At 73.9% G+C, this 22,899-nt stretch carries 25 protein-coding genes and 1 pseudogene; 13 read left to right on the forward strand and 13 right to left on the reverse strand.

The window, feature by feature from the left end; genetic code table 11:
• Window positions 1-6: 6 nt before the first annotated feature.
• Together BLS43_RS23495 and BLS43_RS23500 are read right to left on the reverse strand one after the other, a co-directional pair.
• Window positions 7-840 (reverse strand): shikimate dehydrogenase, encoded by an 834-nt coding sequence (locus BLS43_RS23495; RefSeq protein WP_245707736.1) that lies wholly within the window; start codon window positions 838-840, stop codon window positions 7-9.
• Between the two features lie 12 nt (window positions 841-852).
• Window positions 853-1,134, reverse strand: coding sequence for an MSMEG_0570 family nitrogen starvation response protein (locus BLS43_RS23500; protein ID WP_093088910.1), 282 nt, complete (start codon window positions 1,132-1,134; stop codon window positions 853-855).
• A gap of 116 nt (window positions 1,135-1,250) precedes the next feature.
• On the opposite strand from BLS43_RS23500, the gene dprE2 reads away from it, so the two are divergent.
• Entirely contained in the window at window positions 1,251-1,961 is a 711-nt protein-coding gene (gene dprE2, locus BLS43_RS23505) for a decaprenylphospho-beta-D-erythro-pentofuranosid-2-ulose 2-reductase (RefSeq protein WP_093088833.1), read from the forward strand.
• 108 nt (window positions 1,962-2,069) lie between these two features.
• A complete protein-coding gene (locus tag BLS43_RS23510; RefSeq protein WP_093088836.1) occupies window positions 2,070-3,185 on the forward strand; it encodes an NDMA-dependent alcohol dehydrogenase in 1,116 nt (371 codons plus the stop codon).
• Between the two features lie 81 nt (window positions 3,186-3,266).
• Here BLS43_RS23510 and BLS43_RS23515 read toward each other — a convergent pair whose 3' ends face one another.
• The gene (locus BLS43_RS23515) at window positions 3,267-4,214 is read right to left on the reverse strand and encodes an NAD(+)/NADH kinase (RefSeq protein ID WP_093088838.1); all 948 of its coding nucleotides are present in this window, start codon (window positions 4,212-4,214) and stop codon (window positions 3,267-3,269) included.
• Between the two features lie 11 nt (window positions 4,215-4,225).
• Here BLS43_RS23515 and BLS43_RS23520 point away from each other — a divergent pair, with 11 nt between their 5' ends.
• Window positions 4,226-5,302 carry a dipeptidase gene (locus tag BLS43_RS23520; RefSeq protein WP_093088841.1) on the forward strand — a complete coding sequence of 359 codons (1,077 nt, stop codon included), beginning with the start codon at window positions 4,226-4,228 and terminating at the stop codon, window positions 5,300-5,302.
• A 108-nt stretch (window positions 5,303-5,410) separates the two neighbouring features.
• Here BLS43_RS23520 and BLS43_RS23525 read toward each other — a convergent pair whose 3' ends face one another.
• The 3 genes from BLS43_RS23525 to tatA are packed head-to-tail and all read right to left on the reverse strand — an operon-like array spanning window position 5,411 to window position 7,060.
• Entirely contained in the window at window positions 5,411-5,884 is a 474-nt protein-coding gene (locus BLS43_RS23525) for a DUF309 domain-containing protein (RefSeq protein WP_093088842.1), read from the reverse strand.
• Window positions 5,881-6,786, reverse strand: coding sequence for a TIGR03854 family LLM class F420-dependent oxidoreductase (locus BLS43_RS23530; protein ID WP_093088844.1), 906 nt, complete (start codon window positions 6,784-6,786; stop codon window positions 5,881-5,883). Before BLS43_RS23530 ends, BLS43_RS23525 begins: the two co-directional genes overlap by 4 nt.
• 10 nt (window positions 6,787-6,796) lie before the next feature.
• Window positions 6,797-7,060, reverse strand: coding sequence for a Sec-independent protein translocase subunit TatA (gene tatA, locus BLS43_RS23535; RefSeq protein WP_093088846.1), 264 nt, complete (start codon window positions 7,058-7,060; stop codon window positions 6,797-6,799).
• 167 nt (window positions 7,061-7,227) lie between these two features.
• Between tatA and BLS43_RS23540 the strand changes: the two genes are divergently transcribed.
• Entirely contained in the window at window positions 7,228-9,378 is a 2,151-nt protein-coding gene (locus BLS43_RS23540) for a transglycosylase domain-containing protein (protein WP_245707738.1), read from the forward strand.
• A 44-nt stretch (window positions 9,379-9,422) separates the two neighbouring features.
• Here the strand turns inward: BLS43_RS23540 and BLS43_RS23545 are convergent, their stop codons facing one another.
• The gene (locus BLS43_RS23545; RefSeq protein ID WP_093088850.1) at window positions 9,423-10,586 is read right to left on the reverse strand and encodes a trans-sulfuration enzyme family protein; all 1,164 of its coding nucleotides are present in this window, start codon (window positions 10,584-10,586) and stop codon (window positions 9,423-9,425) included.
• Window positions 10,587-10,596: 10 nt separating this feature from the next.
• Window positions 10,597-11,226 (reverse strand): TIGR03086 family metal-binding protein, encoded by a 630-nt coding sequence (locus BLS43_RS23550; protein ID WP_093088852.1) that lies wholly within the window; start codon window positions 11,224-11,226, stop codon window positions 10,597-10,599.
• 81 nt (window positions 11,227-11,307) lie between these two features.
• Between BLS43_RS23550 and BLS43_RS23555 the strand changes: the two genes are divergently transcribed.
• Window positions 11,308-11,628 carry a DUF3817 domain-containing protein gene (locus BLS43_RS23555; protein WP_093088854.1) on the forward strand — a complete coding sequence of 107 codons (321 nt, stop codon included), beginning with the start codon at window positions 11,308-11,310 and terminating at the stop codon, window positions 11,626-11,628.
• Window positions 11,629-11,967: 339 nt separating this feature from the next.
• Here the strand turns inward: BLS43_RS23555 and BLS43_RS32135 are convergent.
• Window positions 11,968-12,096: pseudogene (locus BLS43_RS32135) on the reverse strand (type IV toxin-antitoxin system AbiEi family antitoxin domain-containing protein); the annotation flags it as partial.
• 334 nt (window positions 12,097-12,430) lie between these two features.
• Here BLS43_RS32135 and infC point away from each other — a divergent pair.
• The 6 genes from infC to pheT all read left to right on the forward strand — a co-directional run bounded on the left by infC (window position 12,431) and on the right by pheT (window position 17,985).
• A complete protein-coding gene (infC, locus tag BLS43_RS23565; protein WP_093088856.1) occupies window positions 12,431-13,015 on the forward strand; it encodes a translation initiation factor IF-3 in 585 nt (194 codons plus the stop codon).
• Between the two features lie 79 nt (window positions 13,016-13,094).
• Window positions 13,095-13,289, forward strand: a complete 195-nt coding sequence (gene rpmI, locus BLS43_RS23570) for a 50S ribosomal protein L35 (protein WP_093088858.1) — start codon at window positions 13,095-13,097, stop codon at window positions 13,287-13,289.
• A 43-nt stretch (window positions 13,290-13,332) separates the two neighbouring features.
• Window positions 13,333-13,707, forward strand: a complete 375-nt coding sequence (rplT, locus tag BLS43_RS23575; RefSeq protein ID WP_093088860.1) for a 50S ribosomal protein L20 — start codon at window positions 13,333-13,335, stop codon at window positions 13,705-13,707.
• A 2-nt stretch (window positions 13,708-13,709) separates the two neighbouring features.
• The gene (locus BLS43_RS23580) at window positions 13,710-14,498 is read left to right on the forward strand and encodes a TrmH family RNA methyltransferase (protein WP_218129970.1); all 789 of its coding nucleotides are present in this window, start codon (window positions 13,710-13,712) and stop codon (window positions 14,496-14,498) included.
• Window positions 14,495-15,511, forward strand: a complete 1,017-nt coding sequence (gene pheS, locus BLS43_RS23585; protein WP_093088862.1) for a phenylalanine--tRNA ligase subunit alpha — start codon at window positions 14,495-14,497, stop codon at window positions 15,509-15,511. The genes BLS43_RS23580 and pheS overlap by 4 nt, the downstream gene beginning before the upstream one ends.
• Window positions 15,512-15,522: 11 nt before the next feature.
• A complete protein-coding gene (pheT, locus tag BLS43_RS23590; RefSeq protein ID WP_093088864.1) occupies window positions 15,523-17,985 on the forward strand; it encodes a phenylalanine--tRNA ligase subunit beta in 2,463 nt (820 codons plus the stop codon).
• Window positions 17,986-18,028: 43 nt separating this feature from the next.
• Here pheT and BLS43_RS23595 read toward each other — a convergent pair whose 3' ends face one another.
• From BLS43_RS23595 to BLS43_RS23605, 3 genes are read right to left on the reverse strand one after another with little or no spacing between them, the layout of a single operon-like run.
• Entirely contained in the window at window positions 18,029-18,661 is a 633-nt protein-coding gene (locus tag BLS43_RS23595; RefSeq protein WP_093088867.1) for a TMEM175 family protein, read from the reverse strand.
• Window positions 18,662-18,689: 28 nt separating this feature from the next.
• Window positions 18,690-19,175, reverse strand: a complete 486-nt coding sequence (locus BLS43_RS23600) for a hypothetical protein (protein WP_093088869.1) — start codon at window positions 19,173-19,175, stop codon at window positions 18,690-18,692.
• Between the two features lie 50 nt (window positions 19,176-19,225).
• Window positions 19,226-21,292: a bifunctional lysylphosphatidylglycerol flippase/synthetase MprF gene (locus BLS43_RS23605; RefSeq protein WP_093088872.1), complete on the reverse strand. Its 2,067-nt coding sequence runs from the start codon at window positions 21,290-21,292 to the stop codon at window positions 19,226-19,228.
• Between the two features lie 43 nt (window positions 21,293-21,335).
• On the opposite strand from BLS43_RS23605, the gene BLS43_RS30630 reads away from it, so the two are divergent.
• Entirely contained in the window at window positions 21,336-21,740 is a 405-nt protein-coding gene (locus BLS43_RS30630; protein WP_218129971.1) for a hypothetical protein, read from the forward strand.
• Window positions 21,734-22,165: an MBL fold metallo-hydrolase gene (locus tag BLS43_RS30635; RefSeq protein WP_218129972.1), complete on the forward strand. Its 432-nt coding sequence runs from the start codon at window positions 21,734-21,736 to the stop codon at window positions 22,163-22,165. Before BLS43_RS30630 ends, BLS43_RS30635 begins: the two co-directional genes overlap by 7 nt.
• Before the next feature lie 7 nt (window positions 22,166-22,172).
• Here BLS43_RS30635 and BLS43_RS23615 read toward each other — a convergent pair whose 3' ends face one another.
• The gene (locus BLS43_RS23615) at window positions 22,173-22,850 is read right to left on the reverse strand and encodes a DNA alkylation repair protein (protein WP_093088874.1); all 678 of its coding nucleotides are present in this window, start codon (window positions 22,848-22,850) and stop codon (window positions 22,173-22,175) included.
• Between the last annotated feature and the right edge of the window lie 49 nt (window positions 22,851-22,899).

A 22,899-nucleotide genomic window follows, 5' to 3' on the forward strand; every position in this document is an offset into this window, starting at 1 on the left:
AGCCCGTCACGTCCAGTCCCGGACGGCGGCGTCGAGGGCCGCGCGCATCGCGCCCACCGGGCCCTCGTGGCCGGTCATCAGCTCGACCTGCGCCACGGCCTGGTGCAGCAGCATGTCCAGCCCGCTCGCCACGCGGCAGCCCGCCACCGCCGCGCCCGCGGCCAGGGCCGTGGGCCAGGGCGCGTACACGACGTCGAGCACCACGGTGCGGTCCCGCCACCGGGCCCCGGCCAGCTCGTCCGCGGCGCCCGCGGGCAGCGTGGAGAGCACGACGTCCGCCCCGTCCAGCAGGCGTGCGGCCAGCTCGGCGTCGGTCAGCACGCCGCGCACGTCCGGCCGCACGTCGAGGCGTTCGGCGGCGTCGAGCAGCTCGCCCGCGCGGCGAGGCTCGCGGACGAGCACCGTCGGCTCCGCGGCACCGAGCTCGCGCAGCGCCGCCAGCGCGGCCTGGGCGGTGCCGCCCGCGCCGAGCACGACCGCCTGCTCGACCTTCTCCACCCCCGCCGCCCGCAGCGCCCCGACGATCCCGACGACGTCCGTGTTGTCGGCGTGCCGCCCGTCCGGGCCCAGGACCAGGGTGTTCGCCGCCCCGACGGCCTCGGCCAGCGGGGAGACCGTGTCCGCGACGTCGAGCGCGACCCGCTTGAGCGGCATGGTCAGCGACAGCCCCGCCCAGCTCGCGTCCAGCCCGGCGACGAACCCCGCCAGGTCCGCCTCGCCCGTCTCGACCACCTCGTACGACCAGCCCTCCAGACCCAGGGCGGCGTAGGCCGCGCGGTGCAGGACGGGCGAGAGCGAATGTCGGACGGGAGAGCCGAGCACGGCGGCGCGTCGTGTCACACCGGGAAGTATCTACCTGCGGAAGGACTCCAGGGTGACCTGGTCGGTGGCGGCGAACCGGGCGGCCGCCTGTTCGATGCCCGCCATCGTCGCCACGGACTGGGCGCAGCCGAACCCGTACTTCTGCCGGACGCGCTGGTCGGCGATCCGCATGCAGGTGCGGCTCGTGTCCACGAACTCGGCGACGGGGTACACCGACCCGGCGTGGAAATGCTCCTCCACGATCAACGACGGCGAGTAGAAGGTCTGGCGGGAACCGTCCGGCCAGCGGACGTCGAAGAGCACCTCGGGCACCCGGCGACGGTAGATCGCGGATGTGACGACCGTGTTGCCCACCCCGTGAGCGGCGATGGTCGCCAGAGCGACCATCGCCGCTCACGAGGTCGGAGGGCCCTGACAGACTCCGCCCCATGGGCACGGTGCTGTTGCTGGGCGGACGGAGCGAGATCGGGCTGGCGGTGGTGCGGCGGCTCGCGGGGCGGGAGGCGACCCGGATCGTGCTCGCGGCCCGCGGGGGCGTCGAGCCCGTGCCCGAGATCCCCGGGGCCGCGGTGGAGTCCGTGGACTTCGACGCCGACGACCTGGCCGCGCACCGCCCGCTGGTCGAGGGGACGGGGGAGATCGACGTCGCCGTCGTCGCGTTCGGGATCCTCGGCGACCAGGCCCGCGCCGAGGCCGACCCGGCGCACGCCGTGCAGGTCGTGCACACCGACTACGTGGCGCACGTGCAGGTCCTGACCGAGCTCGCGAACCACATGCGGGCCCGGAGCCGCGGCACGATCGTCGTCTACTCGTCCGTCGCGGGCGCCCGGGTCCGCCGCGCGAACTACGTCTACGGCTCGGCGAAGGCGGGCCTCGACGGTTTCGCCTCCGGCCTGGCGGACGCGCTGCACGGCACCGGGGTGCGGCTGCTCCTCGTCCGGCCCGGGTTCGTGATCGGCCGGATGACCGAGGGGATGAGCCCGGCGCCCTTCTCCAGCACGCCCGACCAGGTCGCCGACGCGACCGTCGCCGCCCTGCGCGGCGGGCGGGACGAGGTCTGGGTCCCGCGGGTGCTGCAGCCGCTGTTCGCGGTGGCCAGGCACCTGCCCCGGGCGCTCTGGCGACGTCTGCCGCGCTGAAATCGTTCGACACTTTCGTGACGGGCCGACAGTGGCGCGTCCGTGATCGTCGTCATAAGGTCGGGTGCGCATCTCCCCCTGTGACGACGACGTCAAGGAGAACGACCAGTGCACACTCGCGGAGCAGTCGTCCGGCAGGCGCCGGGCAAGTACGAGGTCGTCGATCTCGAGGTGGACGACCCGAAGACCGGTGAGATCCAGGTCCAGCTGGTGGCCTCGGGCCTGTGCCACTCGGACGACCACATCGCCACCGGTGACATCCCCGTCGGCATGTACCCGTTCGCGGGCGGTCACGAGGGCGCGGGCATCATCACGAAGGTGGGCCCCGGCACCAAGGGGTACAAGGAGGGCGACCACGTCGTCTTCTCGTTCCTGCCCGGCTGTGGCCGGTGTCGCTGGTGCGCCAGCGGCATGCAGAACCTGTGTGACCTCGGCTCGACCCTGTTGCAGGGCTCCCGCTGGGAGGACCCGACCGACTTCCGGCTGTCCCTCGACGGGCAGCCGGTCGGCCAGATGTGCGGCATCTCGACCTTCTGCGAGACCACCACGGTCGCGATCGACTCCGCGGTCGTGGTGCCGGACGACATCCCCCTGGACAAGGCCTGCCTGGTGGGCTGCGGCGTCGGCACCGGCTGGGGCTCGGCGGTCAACTCCGCGGAGGTCCGGCCCGGCGACACCGTGATCGTGATGGGCATCGGCGGCATCGGCATCAACGCCGTGCAGGGTGCGCGGCACGCGGGCGCCTCGAACATCATCGCGGTGGACCCGGTGGCCTTCAAGCGCGAGAAGGCGCAGGAGCTGGGCGCCACCCACGCCGTCGAGACGATGGAGGAGGCCGCCGAGCTCGGCCGCCAGTTCACCAACGGCCAGGGCGCGGACTCGGCGATCGTCACCGTCGGCGTCACCACGGGCGACCACGTCGCCCAGGCCTTCAGCGCGATCCGCAAGGCCGGCACGGCGGTCGTCACCGGCCTCGGGGACATCACCGAGGTCGGCGTCCCGATCGCGATCTCCGAGCTCACCCTGTTCCAGAAGCGCCTGCAGGGCGCCCTGTTCGGCGCCTCGGCGCCCAGCTTCGGCATCCTGCGCCAGCTGGAGATGTACCAGCAGGGCGTGCTCAAGCTCGACGAGCTGATCACCAAGACCTACTCGCTCGACGAGATCAACCAGGGCTACCAGGACATGCACGACGGCAAGAACATCCGCGGCGTGATCGTCTACTGACTCGACCCGCGGCTGCGCCGCCCGTGAGTGGTGAGTGGTGCCAGAGCACCACTCACCACGCACGAGCGGCGGAGCCGCAGATCAGTGGTCGCGGGCCTCGAGGCGGTCGCGGACGTCCGCCGGGAGGAGCTCGCGCAGCTGCTCGGGGAGCAGCGGGAGGTCCAGCAGGCTGAGCTTGACCCGGCTGCGCCGCGCGTGCAGGTCCGGGTCGAGCCGGACCACGCGTCCGGCGTGCGGCTCCGCGGTGACGTGCACGCGGTCACCCGCGGTCACGTCCTTGTGCCCGATCCCGTCCACCTCCACGGCGAGGGTGCCGCAGCGGGGGGTGAGATCGAAGGTCAGCGCGTCCGTCCCGGCGACGACGAGGGGCCGCGAGATCCCGCTCATCGGCGCCGACGGCGTCACGACCACCCCGTCGACGGACGGCGACACCAGCGGCCCACCCGCGGCGTAGCTGTAGGCGGAGGAACCCGCGGGCGTGGCGACCACGAGGGCGTCGCTGCGGTAGAAGCCGTAGCTCAGGCCGTTGACCGACAGCGTGGCGTCCACCTGGCCGCGCCCGGGCCGGCGGGCCAGCGCGAGGTCGTTGAACGCGATCGCCCGGTCGGTCCCCGAGACGGAGCCCGCGGAGTCGACCCTCGGCACCGCCGTGATCCGCAGCGCGCTGTGCGGCTCCTCGGTGAAGTCACCCCGGATGAGCCGCGGCAGCGCCGAGTCCAGCTCGGCGGGCGTGACCTCCACCAGGAACCCCAGGTTCCCCAGGTGCACGCCGAGCACCGGCACCGGGCGGTCGGCGACCAGACGCAGGGCGCCGAGCATGGTGCCGTCCCCGCCCAGGCTCAGCACGCCGTCGCACTCCGCGGCGAGCTCGTCGGTGGAGACCGGCACCGCGCCGGGCACCCGGCGGGCGTCCGCGGCGCGCACCAGGACCTCGGCGCCGAGCTCGGCGGCGACGGCGACGGCGCGTTCGGCGACCTCGGTGACGTCGTTGCGGGGATGGAGGACCAGCGCGATCTGCACGACCTCCATACTGTCCGATCATGCTGCTCATCGACGGACACAACGACCTGCCGTGGGCGCTCCGCACGTTCGACGGGCCGGAGCCCGATCTCGCCGCGGGCGCTCCGACCCTGCACACGGACCTGCCGCGGCTGCGCGCGGGCGGGGTGGGTGCCCAGTTCTGGTCGGTCTACGTGCCCTGTTCGTTCGTCGGGGACGCGGCGGTCGCGGCCGTCGTCGAGCAGGTGGAGCGGGTGTACGCGCTGGCCGACCGGTACCCGGCGGACCTGCGCGTGGTCACCACGGCCGACGAGGTCGAGGCGGCCCACGCGGACGGCTGGATCGGGTCGCTGCTCGGCGCCGAGGGCGGGCACTCGATCGGCGGGTCGCTGCAGGTCCTGCGCGCGCTGCGCCGCTCCGGCGTGCGCTACATGACGTTGACGCACAACCTGAACACCGACTGGGCGGACTCGGCGACCGACGAGCCGGCCCACGGCGGACTCAGCGACTTCGGCCGCGACGTGGTCGCGGAGATGAACCGCATCGGCATGATCGTGGACCTCTCGCACGTGGCCGCGACCACGATGCGGGCGGCGTTGGACGCGACCCGGGCGCCGGTGCTGTTCACGCACTCGTCGGCGCGCGCGGTGACCGACCACCCGCGCAACGTGCCGGACGACGTGCTGGCCGCGCTCCCCGCGAACGGCGGCGTGTGCATGATCACCTTCGTGCCGCGGTTCGTCTCGCGGGCCGTCGCGGACTGGGACGCCCGCCTGGCCGACGCGATGGCGGCCGCCGGGGCCGACCACCGCGACCTGCGGGCGCGGGACGCCTTCGCCGCGACCTGGTACGGCCCGCCACCGCCCGGCGCCACCCTGGACGACGTCGTGGCGCACCTCGACCACGCCCGCGAGGTCGCGGGGATCGACCACCTGGGCATCGGCGGCGACTACGACGGCGTCGCCGAGCTCCCCGCGGGCCTGGAGGACGTCAGCGGCTACCCGAGGCTGTTCGCGGCGCTGTCCGCACGCGGCTGGAGCCGGGCGGACCTGGAGAAGCTCGCGGGCCGCAACGTCCTGCGGGTCCTGCGCGCCGTGGACGACGTCTCCCAGCCGTAGCCCCCACCGCCTGGTGATCATGCGCGGGGGTGATCATCAGGCGCCCACGGTCGAGCCGCCGCCCCAGCTCAGCCCTCAGCGCCTGGTGATCACCCACCCGCATGATCATCAGGCGCGGAGGGTCGGGCGGAGGTCGGACTCCGGCACCGACTCGACGCCCTCGCGCGCGATCCGCTCCGCGAGGGTGAAGGCGTGCTGCTGCAGCCCCCGGACGTCCAGGCCCGCCGGGGGGTCGCCGATCCACCGCGCGATCCCGTCGCCCGCCCGCTCCAGCAGCGAGGCGGCGCCGCGGGAGTTGCCGCGCTGGGCGTGCGTGAGGCCCGCGCCGTACTGGGCCAGGGCACGCCAGAGCTCGCGGCTCTCCGGGCCCGCGGTCTTCCAGGCCGCCTCCAGCACCTCGTGGGCGTGGAAGGGCATGCCCTCGTCGAACAGGCGCTGCGCCTCGGTGACGGTCTCGTCCGGGGTGAGGTCGAGGTCGTCCGGGATCGCCGGAACCCCTTGTGCCCCATGGGGGAGTGGGCGGCCCAACACGTCCCGAGGGCGGGCGTTGCGGGCGCGCCCGGCGGGGTCGCGGTCCCTCATCCGGACTCCAGGGGGCGCAGCTCCTGGTCGAACCGGTCCAGGAACCCCCGCCAGTCCGGCACCGGTGTGGCCGGGCGGACCACGAACTTGGTCAGCCCCGCGTCGACGTACTCGGCGATGCGCTCCCGCGCCTGCGCCCAGCCGTGCGCGACGATCTGGTCGGGCGACACGTCGGGTCGGCGGTCGACCGAGTTCGCCAGCGCGGCCGCGATCTGCGCGTCCGTGGCCTCCGGCGGGACGACGGCGAGGTTGGTGCCGTAGTGGTCCGGCTCCACGGCGCGGCCCTCGGCGGCGGCGGCGCGTTCGATGATCGCCCGGCACTCGGCGGCCTCCGCCGGGGTGACGAAGCTGCCGAGCCAGCCGTCGGCCAGCCTGCCGATCCGCTCGAGGCCGACCCGGGCGCGCCCGCCGAGCCAGAGGTCCACGTGACCGGGCGGTCGGGGTCCGACGCTCGCGTCCGTCAGCTGGAAGAACTCGCCGTGGTGGGTGACCCGGTCCTCCGTGAGCAGCCGGCGGACCACGACCAGCGCCTCCTCGAACACCGCGGCACGGTCGCCGGGCACCGGGTACAGCTGCCGCTCCCGCGCCCGGGCGGGCCGCACCCCGAAGGCGGGCAGCACCCGCTTGGGCGCCAGCGTGGCCAGCGACGCGAGCTCCGCGGCGACCAGCGCCGGGTTGCGGCCCGGGAGGACGAGCACGCCGGTGCCCACCTTCAGCGTCCGGGTGCGCCCGAGGGCGAACGCCATGCCGGTGTGCGCGTCGACCGCGTCGGTCCCGACGAGGTCGGGGAGCCAGAGCGAGTCGATCCCGCGTGCCTCGAGCTCGTCCACCAGCTCGACGAACCCGTCCGCCCCGGTGGACCCGCCCGCCGGGAGAGAGCCGATACCGATCCGTACCTTCACCCGCCCGACGCTACGGGGTGGTGGGCTCCTTGCCGACAGAACCGACGGAACCGATCGGGCCGACGGTCGAGTCGGCCGACGGCGCGGGCGAGGGCGTCGGCGAGGGGGACGCGGCCGGGGCCGGGCCGGGGGCCGCGTCGGCGCTCAGCTCGGCCTTGAGGATGCGGGTGGAACGCCCCAGGCTGCGTGCCGCGTCCGGCAGCTTCTGCGCGCCGAAGAGGAGCACGAACGCTCCGATCACGATCAGCCAGTGCCACGCGCTGAGCCCACCCATGCCGCCTCCTGCTGGTGTGTCGTCGTCCGAGTATGGACCATAGGCCGGCGCGCGCGTCACATTCACAGCGGAGCCCCAGGAATTGCGTCCGAATTGCGGCCCGCTGTCGGAAACACGGCGTTCGGCCGGTCCGCGGCGCGCCATTCGGGCTGGTAGACAGTGCGGCTGTGGGTCGACTGGTCGGTGTGCGCAAGCTCCTGGTGCTCGGGGTGGCCGCGGGGGTACTGCTCGCCGGAATGCTTTTCCCGGTGGCGGGCGGAATCGGGCTTCTCGCGGCGTCGGTGAGCGATTCCGCCGTCGGCTCCCACACCGACCTCGAGACGGGCGTGCTCCCCGCCGTGACCACCGTGAAGGACCGCAACGGCGCCACCATCGCCTCGCTGTACCAGCAGTACCGCGTGCCCGTGGACAGCGACCGGATCGCGCCGGCCATGAAGGCCGCCATCGTCGCGATCGAGGACCGGCGGTTCTACGAGCACGGCGGCTTCGACCCCATCGGCGCGCTGCGCGCGCTGGTCAACAACTCCAACGGCGGCGCCACCCAGGGCGCGTCCACGCTGACCGAGCAGTACGTCAAGAACTACGACCTCTACGTCGCCGCGCAGACCGACGCCGAGCGCCGCGCCGCCGTGGCGCCCAGCTACGCGCGCAAGCTCAAGGAGGCCGAGCTCGCCGTCAGCCTGGACCACGACCTCAGCAAGGACGAGATCCTCACCCGCTACCTCAACCTGGTCTACTTCGGACACGGGGCGTACGGGGTGCAGGCGGCGGCCCAGGCGTACTTCGGGGTCGACGCGGCCGCGCTCACGGTGCCGCAGGCCGCGCTGTTGGCGGGCATGGTGCAGAGCCCGGCCGAGTACGACCCGGTGAACCACCCCGAGGCGGCGACGGGCAGGCGCAACGTGGTGATCGAGGCGTTGGCGGCGCAGGGGTCGATCCCGGACACCTCCGCCGAGGCGCAGCCGCTGGGCGTCGTGGCGAACCCGTCGGTCCCGGCGGAGGGGTGCATCGGGGCGGGCGACGCCGGCTACTTCTGCGACTACGTCCTGGACTACCTGCGCAAGGCCGGGTTCCCCACCGACCGGCTCTCCGGCGGCGGGTACACCGTCACCACGACGCTCGATCCCGATGCGCTGGCCAAGACGAAGGCGGCGGTGGACGAGCAGGTCCCGCCGACGCAGCCGCACGTCGCGAACGTGATGTCCGTGGTGGCGCCGGGTGCGGACGCCCACCAGGTCGTCGCGATGGCGGCGAACCGGACCTTCGGCAACAAGGAGGGGGAGTCGAGCTACGGGCTGCCCTACGAGCCGGAGAACATGGGCGCGGGCTCGGTCTACAAGATCTTCACGGCGGCGACGGCGATGGAGCAGCACCTCGTCGGCATCGACACCGTGATCTCCGTGCCGCCCAGCGGGTACACCTCGCCGATCTACCGCAACGGCGCGGGCAGGCCGATCCCCGTGGGCAACGCGGGCAACTACCGGACCGCGCTGACCCTGCAGGACGCGCTGGCCGAGTCGCCGAACACGGCGTTCGTGAAGCTCGAGGAGAGCACCGGGGTCCCCCCGGTCGTCGACATGGCGGTGCGGCTCGGGCTGACCTCGCTCGCCGAGACGCCCTACAGCGGCAAGGCGGGCACCCCCTCGATCGCCGACGTGATGAAGCAGCAGAAGCAGGCCTCGTTCACCCTCGGGGTCACCCCGACCTCGGCGCTGGAGCTGGCGAACGTGCAGGCCACGCTCGCGTCGCACGGCACGTGGTGCCCGCCCACGCCGCTCCTCTCGGTCACCGACCGGGCCGGCGCCGCGGTGCCGGTCACCCAGCAGGCCTGCACCCAGGCCCTCGACCCGGCGATCGCGGACACCCTGATGACGGGCCTGTCCAAGGACGACGCCGCGGGCGGCACCTCGGCCGCCGCCGCCGGACAGATGGGGTGGAACCGGCCGATCGCGGCGAAGACGGGCACCACACAGGAGTACAAGTCGGCCGCCTTCGTGGGCGCGACCCCGCAGCTCGCGGGCGCCGCGATCGTGTTCGACGACTCCGCCTCGCCCAAGCCGATCTGCGACGGCAGCCCGCCGCGCTCCTGCGGCGGCGGGAACATCTACGGCGGCAAGGCCCCGGCCCGCACGTTCTACCGGGCCTTCGGCGACATCCTGGCCGCGCAGCCGGTGGCGCCGCTGCCCCCGACCGACCCGGCGTACCTGCACGGCACGCTGCCGGACGTCGTCGTCGCCCCGCCGCCGGACCAGCCCCAGCCCGACGGCGCCCAGCCCCCGGCCGACCAGCCGCAGCCGGGCGGCGAGAACGGCGGCTGACGCCGCTCGTGAGTGGTGAGTGGTGCTGGAGCACCACTGACCACTCACAGGGCGCGGAGCGCCTGGTCCAGGTCGGTGATCAGGTCGCGGGGGTCCTCGAGGCCGACCGAGAAGCGCAGGTGGCCCCACTCCCGGAACTCCGCGGGCCAGGAGCGGGCCCGCTCGTCATCCCCGGCGACGTGCACGATCAGCGACTCGTCGTGGCCCAGCGACACGGCGGAGGTGATCACCTTCAGGTTCGCGACGAACGCGTTCTGGTCGCCGCGCACCGCGAAGGCCATCATGCCGCCGAAGCCGTCCATGGTGCGGGCGGCGAGCTCGTGCTGCGGGTGCGTGGGCAGGCCGGGGTAGGTCGTGTACGCCACGCGCGGGTCCGCCGCGAGCCACTCGGCCACCGTCTGGGCGCTCGCGCAGTGCCGGCGCATCCGCAGCGGGAGGGTGACCGCGCCGCGCATGATCAGCCATGCGGCGAACGGGCTGAGCACGCCACCCACGTTGACCTGCGCGTCCGTCCGGATGCGATCGGTGAGGGCGCGGTCGCCGATCACCGCGCCGCCCATCGCGTCGCCGTGGCCGTTGAGGTACTTGGTCAGCGAGTGGACGACGAGGTCGGCGCCGAGCGCGAGCGGTCGCTGCAGGATCGGGGTGGCGAACGTGGCGTCGACGGAGAGCAGCGCGCCCGCCTCGTGGGCGACCGCCGCGACGGCCTCGACGTCCGTGATGCGCGTGCTCGGGTTCGCGGGCGTCTCGACGTGCACGAGCCGGGTCTCCGGCCGGATCGCGGCGCGGACGGCCTCCGGGTCGCTCGAGTCCACGAGGGTGGCGGTGATCCCGTACTTGTCCGGCAGCAGCTCGGTGAGCAGGCGGTGGGTGGCCACGTAGGTCACGTCGGAGCTGACGACGTGGTCGCCGGAGCGCAGGAACGTGAAGAACACCGCGTGCAGGGCGGCGACCCCGCTCGCGAGGGCGACGGCGTCGACGTTCCCGCGGTCCCCGGCCGTCTCCAGCAGGGCGAGCTTCTCCTCGAGCCAGCCCTGGTTGGCGCCGCCGTTGCGGGTGTAGATCGGGGTGTCGACGTCCGACCAGCTCAACGTCGACGGGTCGGCGGGCAGCGCGTAGGAGTTGGCCGCGACGATCGGACGGCGGACGGCCCCGGTGCCGGGGTCGACGGCGTTGCCCGCGTGGACGCTCAGCGTGTCGAAGTGCACGCCCGCATTCTCACCAGCGCGGGTCCCGACCCTCCAGGCCGAGGACCCGATGGAACACCGGTGCGTCCGCCCCCACCTCGACGCGCTCGCCGAACAGCCCGGGCACGACCACCTCGAACTGCTGCGCGAACCCCAGGCAGGCGCGGGCGCTCGCCGCGTCCACGGAGAACCGCTGACGAGTGGCCCGGGCCAGGTCCCAGCCGTGCACGACCAGCTCGTTCACCGCGATGGCGCCCACCTCGGACGCGGGGAGGCGCAGCCCGCCCGCCTCGGTCTCGCCCGCCCACGCCGCGGGCTCGGCCCAGGCCGCGACGAGCTCGGCCAGCATGTCCGGCAGGGCCGTGCGCCAGTCGGGGTCCAGGTGCGCCGCCGACGGGGTCTCCGGGGCGCCGAGCGGGGTCTTGCGGGCGGAGTGGGTGAACGCGTCGGTGAGCGTGACCAGGTGGTCGAGCAGGGTCGCCACGTCGAAGTCCGGGCAGGGGGTCGGGTCGCCGAGCTGCTCCGGGCCGATCGCGGGCAGCAGCTCGGCGACCCGGCGGGCCGCGGGGGCCAGATCGAGTGCGGGGCCGAGTGCGGGGCCGAGAGCGGGCTCGTGTGCGGGCTCGGGCGGGCGGGGCGCGTCGGTCGTCGAAGCAGTCATGCTGGGGGAGACCGCGGGCGTCCGCGGAACTCATCGTTCGACACGTGGTAGAACTTCAGGGACGCCGACGAAAGGGACCCCATGACCGCGAGCACGGCCACCGTCACCGGCATCGGCAGGCTGTTCCGGGCGGTCGCGATCGCCGAGGCCTGCTCCTGGGCGGGCCTGCTGGTCGGGATGTTCTTCAAGTACGTCGTGGTGCGCAACGACATCGGCGTCACGATCTTCGGCCCGATCCACGGGGCCCTCTTCGTCCTCTACTGCGTGGTCGCCCTGGTGGCCTGGCGCATGCTGCGGTGGGACCTCAAGACCCTGGCGCTGGCCCTGGTCTCCAGCATCCCGCCGCTGATGACCATCTGGTTCGAGCGCCGCGCCGCCGCCCGCGGGCAGCTCGCGGGCTGAGGTCCGCAGCGCGGTACCTGAGCCGCTACAGCGCGGCTCCCGCACCGCGCCGTGCCTTCCGGGCCCGACGCACGGCCGCCTCGATCTGGGTGAGGCAGCGGTCGGGGTGGTGGTGTAGGCGACGTCGAGCGTCCACGGCGGGAACGGATGCGCCGCCACCCAGCCGGTGATCTGTGCCGCGCGCAGGAGACGCAGCAGGATCCGCTCGGGCGTCGACTCGCCGTCGCCCGCCGCCTCCAGCAGTGCCGCGGCCGTCGTCCAGCCCACCGAGTCGCGATAGCGCGCGTAGACGGCGTGCAGCTCGGCGAGCGGCACGTGCCCGTCGGCCAGGTAGATCCCGGGGTGGAGCCTGCTCCACTCGCCGGAGGTGGCGCGCCGTTGCGCGAACTCGGGGCTGCGGCCGCACGCCCGGAGCTGAGCGAGCGACACGACACCCGCCTGTCGTGCCGTCACCTCGCCCAGTCGCATGGCGACAGGGTGCGGCAGCGCGACCCCACCTCGTGGTGGAATGCGGAAACCCGCCGCAGCGCGGTACCTGGGCCGCTGCTCAGCGGCTCCTGCACCGCGCTGCGGCCGCGGGACCCCCGGGCTGTCGCTCGCGGGGGAGCCGTGTACCCTTCGGAATGCGACCACCCCGTCGTGCGTTCACCACGTACGTCAGGGCGATCAAGTGGAGCCCCGCTCCCACCCGCTCACTGCTCACAGGTGTCCGGGTCCCGGTCAGCAGTTCTTCGCGGAGCTGTGTCGATCGACGGGTCTTTGCTTGTCGTCGCGTGACATGACGGCATAACGAGGAGACCCCATCACCACAGAGACCCGCATCAACGACCGCATCCGCGTTCCCGAGGTCCGGCTCGTCGGCCCGAACGGCGAGCAGGTCGGCATCGTGCGTATCGAGGACGCCCTTCGGCTGGCGCAGGAGGCCGAGCTGGACCTCGTCGAGGTCGCGGCTGCGGCCCGCCCGCCCGTCTGCAAGCTCATGGACTACGGCAAGTTCAAGTACGAGAGCGCGCAGAAGGCCCGGGAGTCCCGGCGGAACCAGCAGCTCACGGTGATCAAGGAGCAGAAGCTCCGGCCGAAGATCGACAAGCACGACTACGAGACGAAGCGCGGCCACGTCCGCCGCTTCCTCGAAGGCGGCAACAAGGTCAAGGTCACGATCATGTTCCGTGGTCGCGAGCAGTCGCGCCCGGAGCTGGGCTACCGGCTGTTGCAGCGGCTCGCCGAGGACATCAGCGACCTCGGTGTGGTCGAGGCGGCGCCGAAGCAGGACGGCCGCAACATGACGATGGTGATCGCTCCGACCAAGAAGCCGACCAAGAAGCCGACGGCCCAGTCTCAGGAGTCCGAGACCGAGGCCGAGGCGACGGTCGAGCCGACGGCCTGAGACCGACCAGCCCGGTAGTACCCGTGCCGCGGCCCGCCGCGACCAGCGGCGGACCGCGACAGACAGAAGTGAGACAGCCATGCCCAAGAACAAGACGCACAAGGGAACGGCCAAGCGGGTCAAGGTGACCGGCTCCGGCAAGCTCCTGCGCCAGCAGACCGGTCTGCGCCACCGGCTCGAGGTGAAGTCGAGCAAGGAGACCCGCGACCTGGGTCACGTGGTCGAGGTCAACAAGGCCGACCGCAAGCGCGTCAAGAAGCTGCTCGGTCGCTGACCGCTCCCGCCCGCTAGCCCCCTGAAGTAGTGAGGAACACCCCATGGCACGCGTGAAGCGCGCGGTGAACGCCCAGAAGAAGCGCCGCTCGATCCTCGAGGCGTCGGCCGGTTACCGCGGGCAGCGTTCGCGGCTGTACCGCAAGGCGAAGGAGCAGCAGCTCCACTCGCTGACCTACGCCTACCGGGACCGGCGCGCCAAGAAGGGCGACTTCCGGCAGCTGTGGATCACCCGCATCAACGCGGGCGCCCGCGCCAACGGCATGACCTACAACCGCTTCATCCAGGGCCTCAAGGCCGCGGGTGTCGAGGTGGACCGCAAGAACCTCTCGGAGCTCGCGATCAGCGACCCGACCGCGTTCGCCGCGCTCGTCGAGCTCGCGAAGGCCAACGTGCCTGCCCAGTCGCCTGCCGCCTGAGCTTGCTCACCGAACGCACGCCACGCGTCGTAGCAGCCCGCAAGCTGCTGCGGCGCGTGTCGCGTGAACGGGCCGGGCGCTTCCTCGTCGAGGGCGCCCAGGCCGTGTCGGAGGCGATCCGGTACGGGCGGGTCCACGAGATCTTCGCGACGCAGGCGGCCCTGGACCGCAACGCCGCCCTGCTCGACGGCGTGCCGGTCACCCTCGTCGACGACCGGGCCGCGGACGGGCTGTCGGACACCGTCACCCCGCAGGGCCTGATCGCCGTCTGCGACCTGGTGGACGTGCCGCTGACCGAGGCGGTGCGCGGGGCGCGGCTGGTCGCCGTGCTCGCCGGCATCGCCGAGCCGGGCAACGCCGGGACCGTGCTGCGGGCCGCGGACGCCGCGGGCGCGGACGCCGTGGTCTTCGCGGGAGACACCGTGGACCCGCACAACCCCAAGGCCGTGCGCGCCTCCACCGGCAGCCTCTTCCACCTGCCCGTCGCCCGGGAACGGGACCCGGCCACCGTGCTCGACGCGCTGGCGGGCCTCACCCTGCTGGCCGCCGACGGGCACGGCGAGGTCGACCTGCACGCGTCGCCCGAGGTGCTGGCCGGGCCCACCGCCTGGATCTTCGGCGGCGAGGCCCACGGCGTCCCCGAGGTCCTGCTGGCGCGGGCGGACCACCGGGTGCGCGTGCCGCTCTACGGGCGGGCCGAGAGCCTGAACCTCGCCACCGCGGCGGCCGTGTGTCTGTACGCGAGCGCCCACGCTCTACGATCACCGACCGTGCATGAGGGAACCCGATGACCAGCCTGGAGAGCACCGACCTGGACGCCGCCGTCAAGGCGGCCCACGAGGCGTTCGAGGCCGCGGGCGATCTGGACGCGCTCGCCGCCGTCAAGCCCGCGCACCTCGGCGACAAGGCCCCCGTGCTCCTGGCCCGCCGCAGCCTCGGCAGCCTGCCCGGCAAGGAGCGCGCCGAGGCCGGCAAGCGGGTCAACGCGGCCCGGGTCGAGATCCAGGCGGCCTTCGACGCCCGCCGCGCGGTGCTCGTCGCGGAGCGTGACGCACGGGTGCTGCGCGAGGAGACCGTCGACGTCACCCTCCCCTGGGACCGCCGCCCGCGTGGCGCCCGGCACCCGATCACCCAGATCGCCGAGACGATCGCGGACGTGTTCGTCGGCATGGGCTGGGAGGTCGCGGAGGGGCCCGAGGTCGAGTCGGCCTGGCTGAACTTCGACGCGCTGAACTTCGGCAAGGACCACCCCGCGCGGACCATGCAGGACACGTTCTACCTGAACGACGGCACCGTCCTGCGCACCCATACGTCCCCGGTGCAGGTCCGCGCGCTGCTGAACCGCGAGCTGCCGGTCTACGTCGTGTGCCCCGGGCGCACCTTCCGCACCGACGAGCTGGACGCCACCCACACCCCCGTGTTCCACCAGGTCGAGGGCCTCGCCGTCGACGAGGGGATCACCATGGCGCACCTCAAGGGCACCCTGGACGCCTTCGCCCGCGCCATGTTCGGGCAGGAGTCGACCACCCGCCTGCGGCCCTCGTTCTTCCCCTTCACCGAGCCGTCCGCCGAGGTGGACGTGTGGTTCCCGGAGAAGAAGGGCGGCGCGGGCTGGGTCGAGTGGGGCGGCTGCGGGATGGTCAACCCGAACGTGCTGCGCGCCTGCGGCGTGGACCCGGAGGTCTACTCCGGCTTCGCGTTCGGCATGGGCCTGGAGCGCACCCTGCAGTTCCGCAACGGGCTGCCGGACATGCGGGACATGGTCGAGGGCGACGTCCGGTTCTCCCGGGCCTTCGGAATCTGAGGGAGTAGGCAGTGCGAGTCCCCCTGTCCTGGCTGCGCGACCACGTGGCCGAGGTCCCCTCGGACGCGGCCGTCGTGGGCGAGGCGTTCGTCCGCGTGGGCCTGGAGCTCGAGGAGATCCACCCGCTCCCCGAGATCGCCGGCCCGCTCGTCGTCGGCCGGGTGCGCGAGATCGAGGAGCTCACCGGCTTCAAGAAGCCCATCCGGTACTGCCGGGTGGACGTCGGCGCCGCCGAGCCCCAGGGGATCGTCTGCGGCGCCCGGAACTTCGCCGTCGGCGACCTGGTGGTCGTCGCGCTGCCGGGTGCCGTGCTGCCCGGACCCTTCCCGATCGCCGCGCGCGAGACCTACGGGCGGATCTCGGACGGCATGATCTGCTCCGCCCGGGAGCTCGGGCTCGGCGCGGACCACTCCGGCATCCTCGTGCTGCCCCCGGGCACCGCCGAGCCCGGCGCGGACGCGCTGGCGGTGCTGGGCGTGGACGACCCGGTCGTCGAGCTGGCCATCACCCCGGACCGGGGCTACTGCTTCGCCGTGCGCGGCATCGCCCGCGAGCTCGCCGCGTCCCTGGGCACCGGCTACACCGATCCGGCCGCGCAGGTCGCGGTGCCCGCGGCGAAGGGCGAGGCCCACCCGGTCCGGCTGGCCGACTCCGGCTGCGCCCGGTTCGTCGCACGCACGGTGGTCGGGGTGGACGCGAGCGCGCCCACCCCCTGGTGGATGCAGCGCAGGCTGCTCGCGGCCGGGATGCGGCCGATCTCGCTGACCGTGGACGTCACCAACTTCGTGATGCTCGACCTGGGGCAGCCGATCCACGCGTACGACGCGTCGGCGCTGCAGGGCGAGATCGTCGTGCGGCGGGCCGTCGCGGGCGAGACGCTCCGCACGCTCGACGGCGTGGAGCGCACCCTCGACCCGGACGACCTGCTGATCACGGACGACTCGGGCCCCATCGGCCTCGCCGGCGTGATGGGCGGGGCCTCCACCGAGATCCCGCTCGACGCGGCGGGCACGATCGACGTCGTCATCGAGGCCGCGCACTTCGTCCCGACCGTCATCGCGCGGGCCGCGCGCCGGCACAAGCTGCCCAGCGAGGCGTCCAAGCGCTTCGAGCGCTCCGTCGACCCCGAGCTGCCCCCGATCGCGGCCGAGCTGGTCGCGAACCTGCTGGTGGAGCACGGTGGTGGGCGGATCGAGCCCGGCCGCACGGACGTGGGTGCGGCGCCCGCTCTGCCGTCGATCACCATGGCGCTGGACCTGCCGGACCGGTACGCGGGCACGACCTACCCGCCCGGCGCGACCGTCGCGCGGCTCGAGGAGGTCGGCTGCACGGTCACCGGCACCGACCCGCTCACGGTCACCCCGCCGTCGTGGCGCCCCGACCTGGACCTGCCCGCCGCGCTGGTCGAGGAGGTGCTGCGGCTGGAGGGGTACGACACCATCCCGTCGGTGCTCCCGGCCGCGCCCGCCGGGCGCGGTCTGACCCCGGCCCAGCAGCGCAGGCGCGCGGTGTCGCGGGCGGTGGCCGAGGCGGGGTTCGTCGAGGTCGAGCCGTTCCCGTTCGTCTCCGACGCCGTGTGGGACGACCTCGGGCTCGCTCCGGACGACATCCGCCGGACCACGGTCACGGTCGCGAACCCGCTCGACGCCGAGCGCAACCGGCTCGCCACCACGCTCCTGCCCGGGCTGCTGGACACCCTCGTCCGCAACGCCGCCCGCGGGTTCGACGACCTCGCGCTCTACACCGTCGGGCAGGTCGTGCTGCCGCACCGCAACCCGGTGCCGATGCCCGACCCGGCCGTCGACCGCCGTCCCACGGACGCGGAGATCGCCATGATCGACGCGGCGCTGCCCGCGCAGCCCGTGCACGTCGGCGCGGTGCTGGCGGGGAACCGCGAGCCCGCCGGGCACTGGGGCCGGGGCCGCCCGGCGAGCTGGGCGGACGCCGTCGAGGTGGGCCGGCTCGTGGGTCGGGTCGCGGGCGTGGAGCTGCGGGTGACCCGCGCCGAGCTCGCGCCGTGGCACCCCGGCCGGTGTGCCGCGCTGCGGGTGGGGGAGTGGGTCGTCGGGCACGCGGGCGAGCTGCACCCCAAGGTGGTCGAGGCGCTGGGCCTGCCGCCGCGGACCTGCGCGATGGAGATCGACCTGGACGCCATCCCGCTGCGGGAGGACCGGCCGGTGCCGCGGGTGTCGCCGTACCCGCCGGTCTCGGTGGACGTCGCGCTGGTCACGGCGCTGGACGTGCCCGCGGCGAGCGTCGAGCAGGCGCTGGTCGAGGGCGGCGGCGAGCTGCTCGAGGCGGTCCGCCTGTTCGACGTCTACGCGGGCGACCAGGTCGGCGAGGGCAGGCGGTCGCTGGCGTACAGCCTGCGGTTCCGGGCCCCCGACCGCACCCTCACCAGCGAGGAGGCGAACGCCGCCCGGGACGCCGCGATCGCCGTGGCGGCCGAGCGGTTCGAGGCCGTCCAGCGCTGACGCGCCCGTGCGCGGTGAGTGGTGCCAGAGCACCACTCACCGCTCACGACCGCAGCAGCCGCTTCTCGAGCATCCCGCCCAGCCACGGGATCACGCCCCACAGCACGAACGCCCAGCTCCCCAGCAGCGGGAACGTCGGGATCGACACCACGAACGCCACCGCGCTGACCATCGCGCCGAACCACCCCTCGAGCCCGCGCCAGTGGGCCGGGGTGTCGGGCCGGAACGCGTCGGTCCGGTCCAGCCTCAGCACGAGGGCGGTGAAGATCAGGATCTGGAGCGTCTGGGCCAGCGCGTAGATCGTGAAGTGCGCGAAGTCGACCTGCTCGTCGGCGATGAACTGCGTCAGGAACGGGGTGAGCACGATCATCAGCAGCCACGCCAGGTTGATCCAGATCGTGATCGTGTCCGCCCGCCGCACGTAGCGGAACAGCCGGTGGTGGCTGATCCAGTGCCGCCCGATCACCGCGAAGCTGATCAGGAAGGCCAGGTAGGCGTTCCAGTTCGCGCCGAACGCGGCCCCGATCTCGGCGAACGTGGAACCCTTCGGCACCTGCAGGTCGATCGCCAGCAGCGTGATGGCGATCGCCACGACGGCGTCGGAGAAGAACGCCATCCGCTCGGCGGCGCCCAGCTCCGTCCCGTCGACCTCCGCCGCAGGCTCCCGCTCGCTCATGGCGGCAGCGTAGGGCGTCCGCGGCGGCTCATCCCAGCGCCGCGACGGCCCGGCGGCCCGCCTCGACCCACCGCGCGTCGTCCGGCTCGCGGTCGGCCACGGCGATCGTGACGAGCCGGTCACCCGTCGCGACCTGCAGCGTCGGCCCGCCCGCGGTGTCGACGACCACGGCGGCGTCCCCCACCTCGAGGGGACGTCCGGACCGCAGCAGGTCGGCGGGCGTGCCGCCGCGCACGCCGTAGACGTTGATCGCGGCGAGGCCGCGCGGGGTGCCGCGGGTGGTGGCGGTCGCGCAGGACGGCGGGTCGCCGCCGTTCGCGGGCGGGGCCACCGGCGCCTCCAGCAGGAGCGCGAACCCCTCGGCGTCGAGCAGGCACTCGTCCGGCAGGACGTCCGACACCAGCACCGCGGTGGTCGGGGCGGCGGGCGCGGGTTCCGGCACCGCCCGCCCGGGCACGGACACGGCACACCCGGCGACCAGGAGCAGCACCACCGGGGCCAGGACCGCGCGCACCGCCCGACGCTACGACGCCCGCCCCGGGCCCCGAGGCGTTTTCGCCGAACTCAGACCCGCGCCAGCCTGACCAGCTCCCGCGCCGAGGCGTCGGGCAGGTAGGCGCGGGTCAGCGCCAGCCCGATCCGCGGCAGGTCCGCCTCGTCGCGGAAGACCAGGTGCAGCGGCGAGTACCGCGGCTGGAACTTCGCCTTGAACGCGTGCAGCGAGCGGAACCCGTACAGCGGCTCCAGGCGGGCGCCGAGGGTGTCCAGCAGGCGGTCGAGGACGGCGGTGTCCCCGTCGGTGTCGGTGCGGGCCAGCGGTGCCCCGGACAGCGACACCACGCGTGCGCCCTCCGCCCGGAACGCGAGGCAGGACGAGGCGATCAGGAACTCGACGACCGGCCGGAACCCGTCCTCCCGCCGCCGCATCACGTCGAGGGTCCAGCCGGTGACCCGTCCGCCTCCGTACACCGGCAGCCAGGACGTGACCCCCTGCACGATCCCGTCGGCGTCGAGCGCCAGCCCGACGCGGACGTGCGGGTCGAGCGCCTCGTCGACCCCGCCGAGGGTGAACCCCAGCTCGGGCAGGCCCTTGTCGCCGACCCACTGCTCCGAGATCTCCCGCACCTGCGCGACGAGCGAGTACCGCTCCTCGGCGAGGGTGACCATCCGGAACCCGACGCCCTGGGCGCCCGCCCGGTTCAGCGCCGACCGGACGTCCTGCCAGGACTTCCCGCGGAACTCCAGGTCGGGCAGGTCGATCAAGGTGTCCTCGGCGACCTGCGTGGTGCGCCAGCCCGCCGCGCGGGCGGCCTGCGCCAGCTCGTCCGAGGCCGAGAACAGGCACGCCACCAGCCCGGCCGTCTCGCTGCGGGCGCGGAACTCGGCCACCGCGCCCACCGGGTCGGCGCCCACGGGGTCGCCGAGCCCGATCGCGACGCCGGCGTGCCGCTGCCAGGCGACGACGGTGTCCCCGGCGGCGGTGCGGAACCAGTCGTTGTCCGGCCAGGTCGCCATCCACGACAGCGTGCCGCCGCCGTACCGCTCGACGAGCGCGACGGCGGTCTCCCGGTCGGTCAGCCCGCCCGCGGCCCGCCGACCGCGCCGCGACGGCACCCGCCACGCCCGCCGCCCGATCACCAGCACCGCGAACAGCACGGCGTAGGCCAGGCGGTCCGCCACGAAGATCCCCGGCGCCTGGCCGAGCTCGATCTCCCCGCCCGCCTCCCCGCCCGCCACCGCCACCGCCCCCGCCGCGACGCCGACGAGGAGCCCGACGGCGACGTTGAGCGCCGCCCAGCCGACGACCCAGCGCCAGGCGACCCGGTGCCCCTTGCGCAGGCCGTTCACCGCGAGCCCGGTGATCACCACGTTGAGCACGATGTCGACCCACGTGCTCTCGGGGTCGGCGGTCGAGCCCAGCGGCCCGTCGTTCGGCAGCGCCACACTCAGCACGGACCCGGCGGTGAGCAGGACCAGCACGAACACCGCCAGCAGCCGCCACTCGCGCCGGGTCGGCCTGCCGGGCGCGGCGAGCCCGAGCCGCGCCCGCACCAGCCGCGGTCCGACGGCGAGCGCCAGTCCCACCGCCACCAGGTGCTCGAGATCGGCCAGCGACCCCAGGTACACGGCGCTGGCCAGCACGTACAGGCCGAGGGCGAGGCGCAGCCGCAGCCGCCAGGGCGGGCGCAGGACCGCGCTCGTCACCGCCGCGGCCGCCAGCGACCCGGCGGAGAACCCGACGTCGAGCAGGGTGGCGGTGCGGTCCGCCCATCCCCACCCGTGCCCGCGGACGGCGACCAGGAACCCGAGCGCGGCCAGGATGCCGGTCAGCTGCCCGACGACGGCCGCGACCGCGGCGACCCGCGTCCCCAGCCGCCACTCGGCGTACCCCACCAGCAACGCGAAGCTGCCGGTCATGGCCAGGTAGAACAGCGGCACCACGGCGAAGAACGGGCCCGTCAGCAACGTCCACCAGCGGCCCGCCTCCAGCGACGGCACGCCGTAGGCGACCATCGGGTACCAGGACGCGTCCTCGGCGGCCCGCCAGAGGGTGCCGGTCGCGAGCCCGAGCACGATCATCGCGACCACGACGGCGCTGGTGAACGGCAGCCGCCTGATCAGGTGCGTCATCCGGAGAGGGTCGCACGGGCGCAGACGGCGTTACCGTCGGATCATGTGCTTCGCAGACGAGCCCGGCGGCGCGCCCCGACCCGCGCCCGGCGTCGCCGTGGACCCGATCGCGCTCGAGCCGGTCGACGAGGTGCGGATCACGACCCTGGTGGAGAACACCTTCGACGCGTTGCTCGTCGGCTCCGCGCGGGTCGCACGAGCCGGGCTGGGGGCGGGTCGGGTCGAGGCGCCGCAGTTCCTCGGCGGCGCGGCGGACGTGGGCCTGGTGGCCGAGCACGGGTTCTCCGCGCTGGTCAAAGTGCGCCGGGGAGCCACGGAGACCGCACTGCTGTTCGACGCCGGACTCTCGCCGGACGCCTTGTCGCTCAACGCCGCGCGCTGGAGGCGGAGGGCTTCGCGCTCGTCGAGCGGCGGGTCCCGTCGCTGCTCGTCGACGGCGCGGTGCTGATCACCGGCGAGGTCGACCGGACCACCGACTTCGAGCTCGGCATGCCCGCCGCGCACCAGGCCTGGACCGGGGACGACTGGGAGCCGGACCCGTGGGTGCTCGACGACCAGGCCCTCGTCGTGCACGTCCGGGACCGCGGTCTCGTGGTGCTGACCGGATGCGGGCACGCGGGCGCGGTGAACATCGTGCGGCACGCGCAGCGGCTCACCGGCGTGTCGGAGCTGCACGCCCTGGTCGGCGGCCTGCACCTCGGCGGCGCGCACTTCGAGCCGGTGATCGCCCCGACCGTGGCGGCGCTGCGGGCGCTCGCACCCGCCGTGGTCGTCGGAGGCCACTGCACCGGCTGGAAGGCGCAACACGCCCTCGCCGCAGCCCTGCCGGACGCCTACCTCCCGCCCAGCGCGGGCAGTACGTACCGGCTGTGACCGCGGCTCACAGGTGTTTGAGGGCCTCGCGGCGCGAGAGCGGGGAGAGGTCCGGGTGGGCGTCGACGAACTCGCGGACCCACAGCGGGTCGGTGCGGGCGTGTTGGCGCAGCGCCCAGCCGATCCCCTTGCGCAGGAAGAAGTCCTCGTCCTTGAGGCTGGCCTCGATCGCCTCGCCCAGCAGGGCGGTGTCGGTGGCCTCCTTCGCCATCAGCTGGCAGATGATCGAGGCGCGCCGCAGCCACGGATCGGGGTCGGTGGCCCAGCGCCGCATGACCGGGACGACCCGGCCGGGGTCCGCGCGCACCAGCGGGCCGACCAGGCGGTTCGCGATCTCGTCGACGTGGTCCCACCAGGCGCCGGACACGATCCAGTGCCGGTAGCGGGGGAGCCAGTCCGCGTCCGGCATGCGGGCGAGCGACCGGTGGGCGCACAGGGCCGTGGCGAGGTAGCGCTCCTCGCGGAACTCCGCGCCGTCCCACAGAGCGTCGACGACGCGGGCCAGGACGTCCGCGGTCGGCGGCGGCGCGACGGCCAGGCACTCGCGCAGGATCCGGGCGCGGACCGGTTGCGGCACCCCGCGGAAGGGCAGGGCGGACTTCATGTAGGCCTGCATGGTCGGCGCCTGCTCGGGATCGGCCGCGCGCGCGAGCGCGGCGCGCAGGTCGGCCACCAACGGGTGCATGGGGCGAGCCTAGAGCCGTAGGCTCGGGGAAACCCCCTTTGCATGAGCT

Source organism: Pseudonocardia oroxyli (genome assembly GCF_900102195.1).
GTDB classification, from domain to species: Bacteria; Actinomycetota; Actinomycetes; order Mycobacteriales; family Pseudonocardiaceae; genus Pseudonocardia; species Pseudonocardia oroxyli.